The organism is Kitasatospora sp. NPDC048298 (genome assembly GCF_043201465.1).
Taxonomy (GTDB): domain Bacteria; phylum Actinomycetota; class Actinomycetes; order Streptomycetales; family Streptomycetaceae; genus Kitasatospora.
In genome coordinates this window covers 76,804-93,716 of sequence record NZ_JBICYZ010000003.1, presented here as the reverse complement: position 1 = coordinate 93,716, position 16,913 = coordinate 76,804, and the positions used below count along the sequence as shown (strand labels likewise).

The following is a 16,913-nucleotide window of genomic DNA, read 5'->3' as shown; positions in this document are numbered from 1 at the left end:
GAGGCGTCATGAACAACGCGTTGACCTGGTTCAAGTCCAGCCACAGCGGCACCGAGGGTGGCGCCTGCGCCGAGGTCGCCCACGGCACGGGACCCGAGGCCGCTCAGTCCCAATAGGCACCAGCCGGGCCGGGTCCAACTCGGTGACGTCCTCGGGCAGGTAGCTGAGGCCGGGGTTGCGGACGGAACCGACCTCGGGCGCGGAGAGATCGCCGTTCCCGAGACTGCTCGAAACGGCTTGTCGAACGATCGGACCAGGCCCCAGACTTGCCCCCATGTCGACTGAACGAACCTCCCGGTCCGTCGGAGCCGGTGTCGGGCTGGTGCTCCTCCAAGCCGGCGCGGGAGCCCTGCCGCTGGCCTTCGAGGTGCCGGTGCGGGTGCTCTCGGTGGCCGCGTTCCTCGGAGTCGTCGGGGTCGGGCAGCGCTGGGGCGGCCGGGAGGAGACGCCGGGCGGCACCTTCGATCTCGCCGCCCTCCTGCGGCGGCCCGCGCTGCGCGTCCTCAGCGCCGCGATGGCACTGTGCTGGATCGGCGGACTGGCACTGGCCCTCGGCGGCGCCCCGACGGCCGTCGTCGGCACGGTCGCCGGGATCGCCCCGGGAGCGCTGCTGCTGGGCGCGGTGTGGTGGCTGTCCGCCCGGCCGCGGCGCGCGTCCGGGCGGACCACCGGCTGAGGCCTCAGTCCTCCGGCGGCGGGCCCGGGGCCTCGGCCGGGAGCCGGGCGGCCAACAGGGCGCCGGCGGCGACCAGGGCGGCGGTGAGCAGGACGGCGAGGCGGTAGGGGCCGGCGCCCGTGGCGTCGCCGAGCGCGCCGAGCAGGGCGGCGGTGGCCGCGATGCCGAGCGCGCCGCCGAGGGTGCGCAGGATGGTGAACAGGCCCATCGCCCGGCCCATCGCGGGCGGCGGGACGTCGGCGAAGCCGGCGATCTGGACGGTGAGCACCGCTGTGCCCAGGATCAGGCCGACGCCGAACATCAACGCCCTGACGGCCCAGGGGTTCTCCGCGAAGCCGAGGGCGGCCAGCACCGCCGCCGCCAGCAGCAGCCCGGGCAGCGCGAGGCGGCGCGGGCCGAGGCGGGGCAGCAGGCGGTCCACCACCTGCGAGGCGGCCATCAGGCCGATCGCCTCCGGGAAGACGCTCAGCCCGGCCTCCAGGGCCGAGGCGCCGCGCGCCGCCTGGTAGAGCAGCGGCAGCACGAACAGTGCGCCCATCAGCCCGGCCGAGGTCAGCAGGGCGAGCCAGCTCGCCGCGCCGAACGTCCGATCGGCCAGCAGCCGAATGTCCACCAGCGGTTCGGCGGTGCGCAGTTGGTGCCGCACGGCGGCGCCGAGCAGGGCCAGTCCGAGCAGCCCGCCGAGGGCCACACCCGGGGAGGTCCAGCCGTGCGCCGGGCCGAAGCCGAGGGCGTAGGTCAGCAGGCCGAGGCCGGGGGTGGCGAGCAGGAAGCCGGTGGTGTCGAAGCGGCCGGCCGGCGGTTCCTCCTCGCTACGCAGGCCGACCAGCCCGATGAGCACCGCGGCCACCCCGATCGGCACGTTGACCAGGAACAGCCAGTGCCAGGACAGGTGTTCGGTGAGGAAGCCGCCGAGCGGCGGCCCGAGGGCGGGCATCAGCGCGGTCGGGACGATCAGGATGCGGCCCAGGCCGGCCCGCTCGTGCGGGGCGAAGGCCCGGAACAGCAGGGTCATCCCGACCGGGGTGAGCAGCCCGCCGGCCACGCCCTGGACGGCCCGGGCGGCCGACAGCGCGCCCAGGCCGGGGGCCGCCGCGCAGAGCGCGGAGGCGAGGGTGAAGACGGCGAGGGAGCCGAGGAAGATCCGCTTGACGCCGTACCGGTCGCCCAGCCAGCCGGCCACCGGCAGGCCGAGGGCGAGGCCGACCAGGAAGGCGGTCTCCACGGCGTTGGCCGCCGAGACCGGCCGTCCGAAGTCCTCGGCGATGCTGAACAGCGCCGGGTTGACGATGGTCGAGTCCAGGCCGTTCATGCACATCGCGGCCGTGTAGACGACCACCACCGCGGCGCGCCCCGCGAGCAGGGGGCGCGCCGGGGCCTGGACCGCCGGAGGGGTCACAGGGAGGTCCAGTTGACGGTGATCCACTCCAGGGCGGCCGCTCGCTCGCACGGGCCGTGGGCGATGTCCCAGCCGGCCGGGACGGCGGCGAAGGCGGGCCACAGGGAGTGCTGTCCCTCGGGGTTGACGAGCGCGAGGAACTCGCCGTCGGCGTCGAAGGGGTTGGCGGGGGCGTCACTCATCGGTGGTCTTCTCCATCGTGGGTCTTGCGCGGGTCGGCGGCGGGACGGTCGGCGGCGAGGTGGTCGGCGATCACGCTCGCGATGTGCGCGATCGGGGCGGGCAGGGTCATGTCCTTGTGGGAGCAGGCGACATCGGTGTTGGCGATCCGGCCGGACACGTACGGCTTCCAGAGCTCGGGCACCAGGGTGTCGTCGATGGTGTCGACGGTGGCGCGGAAGAACAGCACGTCGCCGTCGAAGCGGCGGTGGTCGTAACCGCGCACCAGGTGGTTGGTGTTGAGGTAGATCCGGTTCAGCGCGGCCACGGTCGCCTCGTCCAGCCCGGCGAGCGGGCTGCCCTCGCGGCGCAACAGCTCGGTGACGGCGCCGAGTTCGAGCGGGCGGCCGTCCAGGTCCTCCGGCCCGAAGCCGCCCATGGTGAGCAGCGCCTCCAGAGCCTCGGCCTGGTCGGGGACGGGCAGTTCGCGGAAGCCCTCGGCGGGGTAGGCGTCCAGGATCGCCAGCAACTCGACGTCCTGGCCGAGCTCTTGCAGCCGTACGGCCAGTGCGTGCGCGATGATCCCGCCGGTGGACCAGCCGAGCAGCCGGTACGGACCCTCGGGCTGGACCTCGCGCAGCCGGTCGGCGTAGTGCGCGGCCAGCTCCTCCAGGGTGACGGGCAGCGGCCGGGTGGCGGTGGCCGCGCCGACACCCTGGGCCTGGAGGCCGTAGATCGGCACCTCGCCGGGCAGGTTGCGGATCAGGCCGGTGTAGCACCAGCTGAGACCGCCGGCCGGGTGGACGGCGAACAGCGGGCGCTGCCGGCCGGGGGCGGCGGGCCGCAGCGGGAGCAGTACGTCCAGGGCGTCGGTGTCCGGCGTGCCCGCCGCGAGGGCGGCGTCCAGGGCGGCCACGGTGGACGCCTGGAACAGGGCGCCGATGCCGACCTCCAGCCCGAGCACCTCGCGGATCCGCCCGGCGAGCCGGACGACCAGCAGCGAGTGCCCGCCGAGCGCGAAGAAGTCGTCCTCGACGCCGACCGACGCCAGTCCCAGGACCTCGGCGAACAGTTCGCACAGCTGCTGCTCGCGCGGGGTGCGCGGCGGGCGGCCGGTGCCCGCGGCGGGGGCCTCGGGGGCGGGCAGGGCACGGCGGTCGAGCTTGCCGTTGGCGGTCAGCGGGAGGCGGTCGAGCAGGACGACGGCGGAGGGCACCATGTGGGCGGGCAGTGCGGCGGCGGCGTGGGCGCGCAGCTCGTCCGGCGCGCCGGTGTGCGGCGGTCCGTCCGGGGCGGCACCGGCGGCCACCGCGTAGCCGACCAGCCGCTTGTCCCCCGGCACGTCCTCCCGGACCACCACCGCGGCGTCGGCGACGGCCGGGTGGGCGGCCAACACGGCCTCGATCTCACCGAGTTCGATCCGGAAGCCACGCAGCTTGACCTGCTGGTCGGCGCGGCCGAAGTACTCCAGCACGCCGTCCGCGCGACGGCGGGCGAGGTCCCCGGAGCGGTACATCCGGGTGCCGCGCTCGCCGAACAGCTCGGCGTACGGGTCGGCGACGAAGCGGGTGGCGGTCAGTTCGGGGCGCCCCAGGTAGCCTCGGGCCAGGCCCGCCCCGGCCACGTACATCTCGCCGGTGACGCCGGGCGGGACGGGCTGGAGGTGCTGGTCGAGGACGTAGACCCGCAGGTCGGGGATGTTGACGCCGATGGTGCTGCTGCTTCCGGCGGCGGCGCTCGCCCGGTCGAGGGCGACGTACGAGACGTGCACGGTGGTCTCGGTGATGCCGTACATGTTGACCAGCGTGGGCGCGTCCTCGGCGTGCCGGTCGTACCAGTCGTCCAGCCGGGCGAGTTCGAGCGCCTCGCCGCCGAACACCACGTAGCGCAGGGCGAGTTCGCTTCCGGGGCGGTCCCGGTCGGCGGCGCTGAGCTGGTAGAAGGCGGACGGCGTCTGGTTGAGCACGGTGACCCGTTCGCGGGCGAGCAGCTCCAGGAAGGCCGCCGGGTCACGGCTGACGAGGTGCGGGACGACGACCAGCCGGCCGCCGTGCAGCAGAGCGCCCCACAGCTCCCAGACCGAGAAGTCGAAGGCGTAGGAGTGGAACAGCGTCCACACGTCCTCGGTGCCGAAGCCGAACCAGTGGTCGGTGGCGCCGAACAGCCGGACCACGTTGTGGTGGGTGACGGGCACACCCTTGGGGCGGCCGGTGGAGCCGGAGGTGTAGATGACGTACGCGGTGTCCTCGGCGCGCAGCGGGCGGGTGCGCTCGTGCTGGGCCAGCGGGACGGCCGGGTACTGCTCGGACTCCGGTCCGTCGACCAGGAGTCGGCGCACCTGGTGGGCGGGCAGCCGGGGTGCGGTGGCGCGGTCGGTGAGCAGCGCGGCGGGGGCGGCGTCGGCCAGCATGTAGGCGAGCCGGTCGGCCGGGTAGTCGGGATCGAGCGGCAGGTACGCGGCGCCGGACTTGGCCACCGCCAGCAGGGCGACGACGAGTTCGAGCGAGCGCGGCAGGGCGAGCGCGACGATGGTGCCGGGGCCGATGCCCTCGGCGGCCAGCAGCCGGGCCAACCGGTCGGCGCGGGCGCCGAGTTCGGTGTAGTCGAGTTGCTCGTCCCGGTAACTGACCGCGATGGCCCGCGGGTTGGCGGCCGCTGCCGCCTCGAACAGTTCGGGCAGGGTCACGCTCGGACTCGTCGAGGCGACGGGGGTGCCGTTCCACTCGACCAGGGCGCACTGTCGCTCCTGCTCGCCGATCAGCGGCAGCCGGCCGATCGGGGTGTCGGGGGCGCTCGCGGCGGCGGTGAGCAGTCTGGTCAGGCGCTCGCCGAGGGCGGCCACGGTGGCGGTGTCGAAGAGGTCGGTGCGGTACTCCAGGAAGCCGCCGATGCCGCCGCCGGGCAGTTCGCCGGCGTTGAGGGTGAGGTCGAACTTGGCGGTGCCGCTGGGGATGGCGGCGATCTCGACGGTGAGGCCGCCGCCCAGGGCGATTCGCTCGTCCGGGCGGCTCTGCCAGGCGAGCATCACCTGGAACAGCGGGTGGCGGGCGAGCGAGCGGGCCGGGTTGAGCTCCTCGACCAGTCGGTCGAAGGGCAGGTCGGCGTGCTCGTGCGCGTCGAGCACGGCGGCGCGGACCCGGGCCAGCAGCTCGCGGAAGGTGGGGTCGCCGGACGTGTCGGTGCGCAGCACCACCGAGTTGACGAAGTAGCCGACCAGGGCGGCGCTCTCCTCGTCCTCGCGGCCGGCCACCGGGGTGCCGACCGGGATGTCGGTCCCGGCGCCGTGCCGGGTGAGCAGGGCCGCGAGCCCGGCCTGGACGGCCATAAAGACGGTGCTGTCGGCGGCCCTGGCGAGCCCGGCCAGGGCGGTGTGCGCCTCGGCGCCGAGCGCGAAGGGCACGGTGGCGCCCTGGTGGCCCGCGACGGCCGGGCGGGGGCGGTCGAGGGGCAGCTCCAGCTGGTCGGGCAGCCCGGCGAGCGCGGCGCGCCAGTGCTCCGTCTGCCGGACGGCGAGCGGGCTGGGCGCGTCGGCGGTGCCGAGCCGCTCGCGCTGCCAGACCGCGTGGTCGGCGAACTGGACGGTGAGCGCGGGGAGTCCGGGTTCGCGCCCGGCGGCCCTGGCGGTGTAGGCGGCGGCCAGGTCGCGCAGCAGCGGGGTGGTGGAGGCGCCGTCGCCGGCGATGTGGTGCAGCAGCAGGAGCAGGGTGTTCCGCTGCGGGCCGCCGGCGGACGGGGTGGGTCCGGTCGGTGCGGGGGGCCCGGCGGACGGGGTGGGTCCGGCCGGTGCGGGGGGCCCGGCGAACAGCGTGGCGCGCAGCGGAGGTTCGGCGGACAGGTCGAAGGCGTACCGGACGATCTCTTCCAACCCGCCCGTTCCGTCGTGCAGTTCGACCGGCGAGGGTGCCAGGATGCGCTGGTACGGCGTGCCGTCCGGCTCCTCCCCGTAGACGGTGCGCAGGACTTCGTGCCGGGCGACGAGGTCGCCGAGGGCGAGGGTGAGGGCGTGCCGGTCGAGCGGGCCGGTGAGGGTGAGCGCCAGCGGGATGTTGTAGGTCGGGCTGGGGCCTTCGAGGCGGTGCAGGAACCAGAGGCCGCGCTGGGCGGGCGAGAGCGGCATCCGCTCGGTGCGCGGCACCGGAACGGGGCCGGGTCCGCGCTCGGCCTCCGCGCCCCCGCCGGACGCCTCCACGAGCAGCGCGGCGAGGCCGGCCGGGGTCGGCTGCCGGAACACGTCGGCGAACCCGACCGGGGTGGCGAAGGTGTCGCGCAGTCGGGCGGCCAAGCGCCCGGCGAGCAGCGAGTGGCCGCCGAGGTCGAAGAAGGAGGCGTCCCGGCCGGGCGCCTGCGGCAGGCCGAGGACGTCGGCGAACAGCCCGCAGACCAGCTCCTCCTGGGGCGTGCCCGCAGCGGCGCTCTCGGTGACGGCGGCCGGCTCGGGCAGGGCACGGTGGTCGAGCTTGTCGTGAGCGGTGCGCGGCAGTTCGTCCAGCAGCAGGACGGCCGCCGGGACCATGTGCGCGGGCAGCCGGGCGGCGAGCGCGGCGCGCAGCCCGTCCGGGTCGGGCGTGCTGCCGCTCTCCGGGACGGCGTAGCCGAGCAGGCGCTTGCCCTGCGGACCGGGGCGGGCGATCACCACGGCCTGGGCGACGCCGGGCAGTTCGGCGAGGACGGCGGCGATCTCGCCGGGCTCGATCCGGAAGCCGCGGATCTTCACCTGGTCGTCGGCCCGGCCGAGGAACTCCAGGGTGCTTCCCCCAGCCTCCGGCCGGGGGGACCCCCATGGGCGGCGGCGGGCGAGGTCGCCGGTGCGGTACATCCGGCCGCCGGGCGGGCCGAACGGGTCGGCGAGGAAACGTTCGGCGGTGAGGTCGGGGCGGCCGAGGTAGCCGCGGGCCAGGCAGGCGCCCGCCACGTACAGCTCGCCGGTGACGCCGTCGGGCGCGGGGCGCAGCGAGCCGTCCAGGACGTAGGCGCGGGAGCCGCGCACCACCCGGCCGCGCGGGGTGCCGTCCGGGCCCGGGGTCCAGGCGTAGGCGTCGACGGTGGTCTCGGTCGGGCCGTAGAGGTCGACCGGATACAGGCCGGGGACGGCGGCCAGTCGCTGCCAGAGGGCGGGCGGGGTGGCCTCGCCGCCGACCACGAGGACGGACGGGCGGTGCCGGCCCTCGTCCAGGATGCCTTCGGCGAGCAGGACTTCGAGGTAGGAGGGGGTGAGGTCGAGGTAGTCGATGCGCTCGCGGTCGAGGTGGGCGGCGAGCGCGGCCGGGTCGCGGTAGGTGGCGTCGTCCAGCAGGTGGAGCTCGTGGCCGTGGACCATCCAGAGCACCGGGTCCCAGGAGGCGTCGAAGGCGAACGAGGCGCTGTGGGCGACGCGCAGCCGGTCGCGGCCGGTGCGGCGCACGGCGGGGGCGATGTGGTCCTCGCCGAGACCGGCGTGCAGGTTGGCCAGCGAGGCGTGGGTGACCACCACGCCCTTGGGGCGGCCGGTGGATCCCGAGGTGTGCAACACGTAGGCGGGGTCGTGGAGTCGGGGTGCGGGCGGGGCTTCGGCGGGCTCGGGGCCCGCCTCCCCCGGCCGGAGGGTGGGGAGGTCGGCGGGCTCGGGGCCCGCCTCCCCCGGCTGGACGGTGGGGAGGTCGGCGGGCAGGTCGAGCCCGGCGAGGGCCGCGGCGGTGCCGATGGCGCAGACCGGGCGGGCGTCGGCCAGTACGGCGGCCAGGCGCTGCGCCGGGTGGGCGAGGTCGAGGGAGACGCAGGCGCCGCCCGCCTTGAGGACGGCGAGCATCGCGACCAGGGTGTCGGTACCACGCGGCAGGGCGATCGCGACCGGTGCGCCGGCCCGGACTCCGAGGGCCGTCAGGCGGTGCGCGAGGCGGTCGGCGGCGCGGTCGAGTTGCTTGTACGTCAGGGCCGTTGAGCCGCAACGGACGGCGACGGCGCCCGGCGTGCGGGCCGCTTGGGCGGCGAACAGCTCGGGCACGGTCCGCTCGACGGGGGGCTCGGTACGGCCTTCGGTGGCGCGGCGCAGGTCGTCCGGGTCGAGCAGGTCGATCCGGGCGATCGGCGTCCGCGGGTCGGTGAGCAGGAGATCGGCGAGGGCGTCGAGGTAGCGCAGCAGGCCGTCGCGGTGAGTGGCGAGGGAGGCGGCGCCGTAGCGGACCGAGTCGGCGTCGATGACCAGGCGCAGCGCGCCGTCCGAGCCGGGTGAGACGTTCACGGCGAGATCGTCGACCGGGCCCGCGGCGAGATTGCGGACGGTGCCGGGCAGGCCCGCCAGGTCGAGGTCGCTCTCGAAGGCCTTGATGTTGACCATCGGGCCGAACAGGGCGCGACGGTCGCCGGTGCGGCCGAGGTCGCGGCGCAGTTCCTCCAGCGGGTAGCGCTGGTGGCGGCGGACGGCGCGCAGCTCTCGGACCACGGCGCGCAGCAGGGCCTCGGCGCTGTCGGCGGGGCGGACGGCGAGGCGCAGCGGGAGCACGTTGGCGGTGGCGACGGGGGTGCGCAGGGCGGCCGGGCCGCGGCGGTTGGCGAGCGGCAGGCCGAGGACGACGTCCTGGGTGCCGGTCAGGCGGTGCAGGTAGCCGGCGGTGGCGGCGAGGAGCAGCTCGGCCCAGGTGGCGCGGACGGCGCCGGCGGCGCGCTCCAGGCGCTCGCGGGTGCCGGGGGGCAGGTCGGCGGTGAGGCGGATCGTTTCGGCGGGGGTGCTGTCGGCGCTGGTGTTGTCGGTGGCGGCTTCGGGGGTGCCGGGGAGGGTGGCCGGGGTGTCGGCGTCGGCCATCCGGGCGGACCAGTGGGCGCGGTCGGCCTCGTACTCCGCGCTCTCCCGGTAGGCGGCCTCCTCGGCGGCGGTCTCGGCGAGTCCGGCGAAGGGGTTCGGAGCGGGTTCGACTCCGGTGGTGCGGGCCGCGTAGAGAGCGGCGACCCGCTCACCGAGGAGAGTCAACGCGTAGGCGTCGACGGCGAGGTGGTGGATGCGGCGGTACCAGAGCCGACGGCCCTCGGCGAGCCGGATGAGCGCGTGGGTGAACAGCGGGCCCTCGGCGAGGTCGGCCGGTCGGGCGAGGTCGGCGCGCATCCAGGTCTCGGCCTCGGCGGCCGGGTCTGCGGCCGCCCGCAGGTCGAGGCGGTGCAGCGGCCAGCGTCGGCCGGGACGCAGCCGCTGGCGGGGCGTGCCGTCCGGACCGGTCACGACGACGGCGCTCAGCGCCTGCGCCTCCTCCACCGCCTGCCGCAGCGCCTGTTCGAACCGGTCCTCGTCGAGCGGGCCGGTGATCTCGACGGCGTCGCCGGTGTTGTAGACCGGGCTCGCGGGGTCGAGGGCCTGGGCGTACCAGATGGCCGACTGGGCGGCGAGCAGCGGGATGTCGGCGGTCTGGCGGTCGGCGATCTGGGTTTCGACGGCAGGCATGGGGTGGAGAGCTCCTCGGGGATCCGGAACGCCTTACTTAGGTTAGCCTAATCTAACTTCATATGATCCGGTCAACGGCCCCGTAGGGCCGGGCCCCTGACAACCCGGAGACGCCACCCATGCCCCCGACCGAGCCGCCGACCGTACCCTCGGCTGACCTCTCGACCGGCCTCTCGACCGGCCTTCTCGCCGAGGCCAAGCAGGCCGTGCGCGACCACGTCCACGCCCACCGGTCCGAACTGCTCGCGCTCAGCCGCCGCATCCACTCCCACCCCGAGACCGCCTTCGAGGAGCACCTGGCGGCCGCATGGTGCTCCGAACTGCTGCGCGCGCACGGCTACTCGGTCACCGCGCCCGCCCACGGCCTGGCCACCGCGTTCGACGCGCGCCTCGGCAGCGGGCCGGTCACCGTCGCGTTGGTCTGCGAGTACGACGCGCTGCCCGACCTCGGCCACGCCTGCGGGCACAACCTGATCGCCGCCGCCGGCCTCGGCGCGGCACTCGGGCTCGCACCGTTCGCGGACCGACTCGGGCTCACCGTCCGGGTGATCGGCGCACCGGCCGAGGAACGCGGGGCCGGAAAGGCGCTGCTGCTGGAAGCCGGGGCGTTCGACGGCGTGGACGCGGCCATGATGGTCCACCCGTGCCCCGTCGAGGTCGCCGACTTCCGGTCCTTCGCGCTCGGCACGCTGTCCGTCCGCTACACCGGGCGCGCCGCCCACCCGAGCCTCGACCCCCACCGGGGACGCAACGCCGCCGACGCGCTCACCGTCGCCCAGGTCGCGATCGGGCTGCTGCGCCAGCAACTCCCGCCGCAGTGGCGGGTGCACGGCATCACCACGGCGGCCGGGACGGCGCCGAACCTGATCCCGGACAGCGCGAGCGCCGAGTACGAGATCCGCGCCTCGGCGGCCGAGGACCTCGCCGAACTGCGCTCCCGGGTCGAGGACTGCTTCCGGGCCGGGGCGCTCGCCACCGGCTGCGAGGTGGAGCTGACCCGGCCCGAGCCGGACTACCTGGACATGCGCTCCGACCCCCGGCTGCTGACACTGTGGCGGGCCAACGCGGCGGCGCTCGGCCGGCCGGAGCCGGTCGAGAGCGGGCCGTTCGCCTGCACGGACATGGGGAACGTGTCGCACGCGGTGCCGTCGATCCATCCGGTGCTGGACATCACCGGCGGCGCCTGCGCCCCGCACGAGGCGGCGTTCGCCGAGGCGGCGCTGGGCGCGGAGGCGGAGCGGGCGGTGCTGGACGGCGCGGTGGGGATGGCCTGGACGGCGGCGGACCTGGCGGTGCGGGCGGCGGCGGTCGAGCCGCGCTGACCGACGGGTGACAGCCGACGACTTTCAGCGAACAGATGATGAAATCTGTTCGCTGAAATCTGTTCGCCGACTTCTGTTCGCTGAAAGTCGTCACCCGTCCTCACCCGCCCAGCAGCGCTCCCGGCGCCACCCGCACCGCCGTGACCCCCAGCTCCCGCACCAGCGCCCCGACCTCGCCCTCCTGCCCCGGGTCGACGAGCACCACGGCGGCGCCCGTCCGCAGCGGCCACAGGTACTCCCAGAGCGGCAGACCCAGCTGCAGCACCCGGTCGCCCGGCCCGAGCGGGTGGGCCGCCTGGAGGTCCCGCACCCGGCGGTCCGCCTCGGCATGGGTGAGCCGGACGGCGGTCGGGCGCCCGCCCGGACCGTAGCCGACGCAGAGCAGGTGCTGCGGGGTCAGCGCCCGGGGCGGGTCGGTGGGCAGCTCGTGGTCCGTCTCCAGCCCGGTCACCGCCCCCGCGATCCCCTCCCCCAGCACACAGACCGGCACGTTCTCCGCGAGCAGCCGTTCCCGCCGCCCGGGCGCGTCCGTCGGGTCCAGCGGCAGGTACGCCGCGCCCGACTTCGCCACCGCCAGCAGCGCCGTGAGCAGCTCCGCCGGGCGGGAGAACCCCGCCAGGCCGACCACCGCGCCCGGGCGGGCCCCGCGGGCGGCCAGGGCGCGCGCCAGCCGGTTGGCCGAGGCGTTCAACTCCCGGTAGCTGACGGTCTCCCCGTCCGCGAGCACCAGCGCCGGCGCATCCGGCGTCCGGGCCGCCTGCGCCTCGACCGGCCCCACCACGGTGGTCGCCGGGTACCTCACCGTACGGCGGGGCAGCGGAGGCAGCTCGGACACCGTGGGCGGCACGGCTCCACGGACCACGGCCCCACGGGCCACGTCCCGGACCACGTCCCGGACCGCCTCGTCCACCCCCGCCGCCATCACGCCGCGCCCAGCAGCTCGACCCAGGCCTCGATCGCCGGGCGTTCCGCGAGCCGGACGAACGCCACGTCGGCGCCTTCCTGCTGCCAGCGCGCGGCGAGCGTCATCAGCCGGATGGAGTCCAGCCCCCAGTCGACCAGGTTCTCGTCCAGCGGGATCTCCGCCGGGTCCTCGCCGAGCAGGTCGGCGACCTCGGCCCGGATCCGCTCCACCGTGAAGCCCATGCCCGTCACTTTCCGCCCACCCCTTCGAGCTCCGAAGTCCCGTACTCACCCTCGGTGTTCGAGGCGGCCGACTCCGTGGCCGGCTCCGCCACCGACCCCGCGGCCGACCCCGCGGCCGACCCCAGCGCCCCGAGCACGGCCCCCGCCGTGGTGACCATCCCGCAGCGCCCGGCCACCCAGGTCAGCGCGCCGCGGTGCTCCGCCGGGCCGAAGTCGGCGACGGCGTCGGCCACCACGAAGGCCTGGACGTCCCGCATCCAGGCGTCGCAGGCGGTGGCCTGCACCCCGATGTGCGCGTACACGCCGGTGATCACCAGCTGGTCCCGCCCCTGCTCGCGCAGCAGCTGCTCCAACTCGGTGCGCACGAAGGCGCTGTACTTCCACTTGGTGAGCACGGTGTCGCCAGGTGCCGCGGCGACGGCCCCGGCGATCGCGGTGGCCCGCGGGTCGTCCGGGATGCCCGGGCCCCAGAAGTCCTGCTGCAGCCCGCGCTCGGCCGGGCTCTGCCCGCCGAGCTGCGCCGAGTACACGACGGGGACGCCGGCGGCGCGCGCCGCCTCGGCCAACGACGCGACGTTGCCGAGGAGTTCGGGCACCGGAGCGGCCTCCGCGGCGAAGGCGTCCAGGAAGTGGTTCTGCAGGTCGTGCACCAGCAGGACGGCGCGCGCCGGGTCCACGGTCCAGGCGACCCGGTTGGCGGGCAGTTCCTCGGCGGCGGGCATGGGATAGGAGGGAATGCGTGGCAGGCCCACGGTGGTGTTCCTTAACTGGACGGAAGGCGGGATGGCGTGTGGGGAGGGAGACAGCGGGCGGCCGGCGGGTGGTCAGCGGCCGGTCACCGAGGCCGCGATCGCGGCGCGCAGGTCCTTCTTGCTGACCTTCCCGATCCCGGTGGCCGGGAAGGCCTCGACGAACTCGACCCGGTCCGGCACCTTGAACTCGGCGAGCCCGCGCTCGCGCACGAACCGCTTCAACTCCACGCTCCTCGGTGGCTGTTCACGGTGCTCGGCGTGCAGCACCACGTATGCGCAGGTGCGCTCGCCCAGGTACGGGTCGGGCATCGACACCACCGCGGCGTCGTGCACCGCGGGGTGCGCGAGCAGGTGGTTCTCGATCTCCTCGGCGGCGACCTTCTCGCCGCCCCGGTTGATCTGGTCCTTGGCCCGCCCCTCGACCACCAGGTGGCCGGTCGGGGTGCGCCGGACCAGGTCCCCGGTGCGGTAGAAGCCGTCCGGGGTGAAGGAGACGGCATTGTGCCCAAGCGCGTTCCAGTAGCCGCGGATGGTGTACGGGCCGCGCGTGAGCAGGTGGCCGGTGACGCCGTCGGGCAGGTCGCGGTCCTGGTCGTCGACCACCCTGACCTCGTCGTCGGGCGAGATCGGCCGGCCCTGGGTGCTGGTGATCAGCTCCTCCGGGTCGTCCAGCCGGGTGTAGTTGACCAGTCCCTCGGCCATCCCGAACACCTGCTGGAGCGTGCAGCCCAGCACCGGCCGCACCCGCCGGGCCGCCTCCTCGCTGAACTTGGCGCCACCGACCAGCAGCACCTCCAGGCTCTCGTACCCGGTGGCGCCGCGCTCGGCGGCGTCCAGCCAGAGCAGCGCGAGCGGCGGCACCAGCCCGGTGATGGTCACGCCCTCGCGCTCGATCAGCGGGAAGGCCGTCTCCGGTCCGGGCTGCGGGCAGAGCACCACCCGGCCGCCGGCGTACAGCGTGCCGAGCGAACCCGGCGAGCTGAGCGGGAAGTTGTGGGCGGCGGGCAGCACGCACAGGTACACGCTGTCCTGGTCCTGCCCGCACAGCTCGACCGAGCCGCGCAGCGAGTAGATGTAGTCGTCGTGGGTGCGCGGGATCAGCTTCGGCACGCCGGTACTGCCGCCGGAGAGCTGGAGGAACGCGACGTCCCCGGGTTCGGGCTCCCCGCCGGAGATCGTCGGGTCACAGGCCGTCGGGTCACAGGCCTCCCCGTCGCGGGCCTCCGGGCCGGGCGGGTCGCAGGGCACGTCCGCGAGCCGAACGTGCTCCCCCGGGTCATCGTCGGCCACCAGCACCAGCCGCAGCGCGGGGTTCTCCGCCCGTACCCGGCCGGCGAGTTCGCGGTAGTCGAAGCCGCCCTCGACGGCCGGCACCACGTACGCGGCCGCCTCGGTGAAGGAGCAGAAGTACCCGATCTCGGCGTACCGGTGGGCGGGCAGCGCGAAGACCGGCAGCGCGCCGATCCGGAACAGCGCGAAGACGACCTCGAAGAACTCGGCGACGTTGGGCAGTTGGACCACCACGCGATCCCCGGAACCGATGCCCCGGGCGCGCAGTCCGGCGGCCATCCGGTCGGCCCGGCGGTCGAGTTCGGCGTACGTCCAGCGCCGCTCCGTCGCCGCCACCGCGTGGCCGCCCGGGTCGACGACGGCGATCCGCTCGCCGTGCGCGGCGGCGCGCTCGCGCAGCATCCGGCCGAAGGTCTCGCCGCGCCAGTACCCGGCGGCCCGGTAGCGCTCGGCGAACTCGGCGGGGTACGGGGTGAACCCGTCCAGCGGCGTCACCGGGCCACCCCCGCGGCGTCCAGAAAGGTGCGGAACTTGGCGCTGGTCTCGGCGAGTTCGGCCTCCGGCCGGGACTGCTCGACCACGCCGGCGCCGGCGTACACCCGCAGCGTCCGCTCCTCCGCCTCGGCGCAGCGGATGGTGACCACCCACTCGCCGTCACCGGTCGCGTCCTCCCAGCCGACCATGCCGGTGTAGAGGCCGCGGTCGAAGGGCTCGACCTCGCCGATCACCCGGCGCGCCACGTCCGTCGGCGTGCCGCAGACCGCCGGGGTGGGGTGCAGCGCGCAGGCCAGCTCCAGGGCGGAGACCGCGGGGTCGGCCAGCTCGCCGCGGATGGTGGTGGCCAGGTGCCACATCGCCGCCGTCCGTACCAGAGTGGGCCGTTCGGGCACCTCCAGGGTGCGGCAGTACGGCGCCAGCGCCTCGCGGATGGCGTCCACCACGACGGCGTGCTCGTGCAGGTCCTTGGGCGACTCCAGCAGCGCGGCGGCGCGCCGGACGTCCTCGCCGAGGTCCTCGCCGCGCGGCACCGAGCCGGCCAGCGGGTTGGCCAGCACGGCCGTTCCCCGCCGGGAGAGCAGGAGTTCGGGGCTGGCGCCGATCAGGGTGCGGCCGCCGCCGGACGGGACGGCGAAGGTGTAACCGCCGGGGTCGCGCCGGGCCAGCCGTTGCAGGACGGCGGGCAGGTCGATCGGCTCGGCGGCGCTCAGCTCCAGCGTGCGGGCCAGCACCACCTTGCTCAACTCCCCGCCGCGCAGCCGCTCGACGGCCGCCGCGACGCCCGCGCCGTACGCCTCCGGCGCGGGCACCGGGTGGATCCGCCAGTCGATCCGCTCGGCCGGCGGCGCGGGCAGGGCGATCAGCGGGTCGTCGCGCAGCGCCCCGGCGGTACGGACCCGGGCGGGGACGGCGAGTTCGACCCGGCTGTCCCGGTCGAACGCCACCGCGCCGACCACCAGCGGCCGTTCGACCCCGGCCCGACCCGCCTCGGCCAACGTCTCGGCGACCCTCACCGGCAGCGGCCGCCCGTCCTGCGGAACCCGGGCGTGCACGCCGGAGCCGAGCAGGGTGCGGGTCGGCGAGGCGAAGAACGCCTCGTCGGAGCCGGCCCGGTACTGGCCGAGCAGTCCGCTGGCCGCGCCGATGACGGCGTGGTCCGGGCCCGCGGCGAGGGCGGTCGCCGGGGCGTCGAGCCCGGCGGGTATCGGCCCGGCAGGGGCGTGGTGCACCGTGGTCACGGCGGATTCTCCAGTCTGGGACGGTTCTTCGGAAGGCAGGAGGAGGGCCGGCGGCGTGCCGCTCAGGCGCGCAGAGTCAGGCACGCTGGGTCAGACACGCAGCGTCAGTCGCGCGGGCTCAGGCGCGCAGGGTCGCGCCGCCGTCGACGTACAGGTCGTGCATGGTGATGTGCCGCGCCCGGTCGGAGGCGAGGAACACCACCGCGTCGGCGATGTCGGCGGGCGCGGCGATCCGCCCGAGCGGAATGCCGACCCGCCAGGCTCCCAAGTCGCCGTCGATGACCCGGCGTTCGGCCGCCTCGGCATCCTCGCCCCACAGCGCGCGCTGCATCTCGGTGTCGGTCGAGCCCGGCGACACCACGTTGCACCGCACCCCTGAGCGGGCGAGTTCCAGCCCCAGGCAGCGGGTGAACATGGTGGCCGCCGCCTTGGACGCCGCGTAGGCGGCCATCCCGGCCCGCGGCACCCCGGCGGCGTTGGACCCGACGGTCACGACAGCCCCGCGCCCGCGGGCCGCCATCCGTCGGCCGACCGCGCGGCTCGCGTGGAAGACCCCGGTGGCGTTGACGGCGAAGGTGTCCGCCCAGTCCCCGTCGGCGAGTTCGATGACCGGGGCGGTGCGCAGGATGCCTGCGACGTTCACCAGCGTGCCGATAGGCCCGAGTTGGCCCTCGATCGACTCCACGGTCCCGTCCACCGCCCGAGCGTCGGAGACGTCCAGCACATACGGGTGCGCGGACGGCACCTCGGCCACCAGGGCCTCGAGCCCTTCGGGGTTGCGGTCCACCGCCGCGACGACGGCCCCCTCGGCCACCAGCGCCCGCACCACGGCCGCGCCGATGCCCTGCCCGGCCCCGGTGACCATCGCGACGGCACCGGCGAATTCGGACTGTTGCTGCACAGGACATCCCTCCGACCAGCAAGATTAGGCAAGCCTAACCTAACACAACAGTTCGCCCGCGCCGAGCGCCTGTGCGAACGTCAACTCGCCCCGGAGACCCCACGGTGGACGCCCCACGCCGGAA

The 16,913-nt window shown here is 75.4% G+C and carries 12 protein-coding genes; 3 read left to right on the top strand and 9 right to left on the bottom strand.

The genetic code is table 11. The annotated features are described in order from the left end of the window. The first annotated feature begins 8 nt into the window (after window positions 1–8). Complete coding sequence (locus ACGF0D_RS03355; RefSeq protein ID WP_392913790.1) at window positions 9–116, top strand: DUF397 domain-containing protein; 108 nt, start codon at window positions 9–11, stop codon at window positions 114–116. Between the two features lie 158 nt (window positions 117–274). After that, window positions 275–676 (top strand): hypothetical protein, encoded by a 402-nt coding sequence (locus ACGF0D_RS03350; RefSeq protein ID WP_392913789.1) that lies wholly within the window; start codon window positions 275–277, stop codon window positions 674–676. 4 nt (window positions 677–680) lie between these two features. On the opposite strand, the gene ACGF0D_RS03345 is transcribed toward ACGF0D_RS03350, so the two are convergent. Genes ACGF0D_RS03345 through ACGF0D_RS03335 form a run of 3 tightly spaced genes read right to left on the bottom strand, consistent with a single transcriptional unit; the run spans window position 681 to window position 9,642 of the window. Next, on the bottom strand, window positions 681–2,075 hold the full coding sequence (locus ACGF0D_RS03345) for a DHA2 family efflux MFS transporter permease subunit (RefSeq protein ID WP_392913788.1): 1,395 nt from the start codon (window positions 2,073–2,075) through the stop codon (window positions 681–683). After that, the gene (locus ACGF0D_RS03340; protein WP_392872203.1) at window positions 2,072–2,257 is read right to left on the bottom strand and encodes an MbtH family protein; all 186 of its coding nucleotides are present in this window, start codon (window positions 2,255–2,257) and stop codon (window positions 2,072–2,074) included. The genes ACGF0D_RS03345 and ACGF0D_RS03340 overlap by 4 nt, the downstream gene beginning before the upstream one ends. Further along, window positions 2,254–9,642 (bottom strand): amino acid adenylation domain-containing protein, encoded by a 7,389-nt coding sequence (locus ACGF0D_RS03335; RefSeq protein ID WP_392913787.1) that lies wholly within the window; start codon window positions 9,640–9,642, stop codon window positions 2,254–2,256. The genes ACGF0D_RS03340 and ACGF0D_RS03335 overlap by 4 nt, the downstream gene beginning before the upstream one ends. Window positions 9,643–9,761: 119 nt before the next feature. On the opposite strand from ACGF0D_RS03335, the gene ACGF0D_RS03330 reads away from it, so the two are divergent. Then, window positions 9,762–10,964: an amidohydrolase gene (locus ACGF0D_RS03330; RefSeq protein WP_392913786.1), complete on the top strand. Its 1,203-nt coding sequence runs from the start codon at window positions 9,762–9,764 to the stop codon at window positions 10,962–10,964. A gap of 100 nt (window positions 10,965–11,064) precedes the next feature. On the opposite strand, the gene ACGF0D_RS03325 is transcribed toward ACGF0D_RS03330, so the two are convergent. From ACGF0D_RS03325 to ACGF0D_RS03300, 6 genes are all read right to left on the bottom strand, one after another. Further along, window positions 11,065–11,799, bottom strand: coding sequence for an AMP-binding protein (locus tag ACGF0D_RS03325; RefSeq protein WP_392913785.1), 735 nt, complete (start codon window positions 11,797–11,799; stop codon window positions 11,065–11,067). Between the two features lie 86 nt (window positions 11,800–11,885). After that, window positions 11,886–12,110 carry a phosphopantetheine-binding protein gene (locus ACGF0D_RS03320; protein ID WP_392872214.1) on the bottom strand — a complete coding sequence of 75 codons (225 nt, stop codon included), beginning with the start codon at window positions 12,108–12,110 and terminating at the stop codon, window positions 11,886–11,888. A gap of 5 nt (window positions 12,111–12,115) precedes the next feature. Beyond that, entirely contained in the window at window positions 12,116–12,862 is a 747-nt protein-coding gene (locus ACGF0D_RS03315; protein WP_392872217.1) for an isochorismatase family protein, read from the bottom strand. A gap of 72 nt (window positions 12,863–12,934) precedes the next feature. Continuing rightward, a complete protein-coding gene (locus ACGF0D_RS03310) occupies window positions 12,935–14,647 on the bottom strand; it encodes a (2,3-dihydroxybenzoyl)adenylate synthase (protein WP_392913784.1) in 1,713 nt (570 codons plus the stop codon). Beyond that, window positions 14,644–15,855, bottom strand: coding sequence for an isochorismate synthase DhbC (dhbC, locus tag ACGF0D_RS03305; protein WP_392913930.1), 1,212 nt, complete (start codon window positions 15,853–15,855; stop codon window positions 14,644–14,646). The genes ACGF0D_RS03310 and dhbC overlap by 4 nt, the downstream gene beginning before the upstream one ends. A gap of 151 nt (window positions 15,856–16,006) precedes the next feature. Next, on the bottom strand, window positions 16,007–16,789 hold the full coding sequence (locus ACGF0D_RS03300; RefSeq protein ID WP_392913783.1) for a 2,3-dihydro-2,3-dihydroxybenzoate dehydrogenase: 783 nt from the start codon (window positions 16,787–16,789) through the stop codon (window positions 16,007–16,009). Window positions 16,790–16,913: the final 124 nt, after the last annotated feature.

Excerpts from the sequence above, each read along its gene's own strand:
- ACGF0D_RS03355 (WP_392913790.1), top strand. The coding sequence starts at position 9 with ATGAACAACGCGTTGACCTGGTTCAAGTCCAGCCACAGCGGCACCGAG.
- ACGF0D_RS03350 (WP_392913789.1), top strand. The coding sequence starts at position 275 with ATGTCGACTGAACGAACCTCCCGGTCCGTCGGAGCCGGTGTCGGGCTG.
- ACGF0D_RS03340 (WP_392872203.1), bottom strand. The coding sequence starts at position 2,257 with ATGAGTGACGCCCCCGCCAACCCCTTCGACGCCGACGGCGAGTTCCTC.
- ACGF0D_RS03335 (WP_392913787.1), bottom strand. The coding sequence starts at position 9,642 with ATGCCTGCCGTCGAAACCCAGATCGCCGACCGCCAGACCGCCGACATC.
- ACGF0D_RS03330 (WP_392913786.1), top strand. The coding sequence starts at position 9,762 with ATGCCCCCGACCGAGCCGCCGACCGTACCCTCGGCTGACCTCTCGACC.
- ACGF0D_RS03320 (WP_392872214.1), bottom strand. The coding sequence starts at position 12,110 with ATGGGCTTCACGGTGGAGCGGATCCGGGCCGAGGTCGCCGACCTGCTC.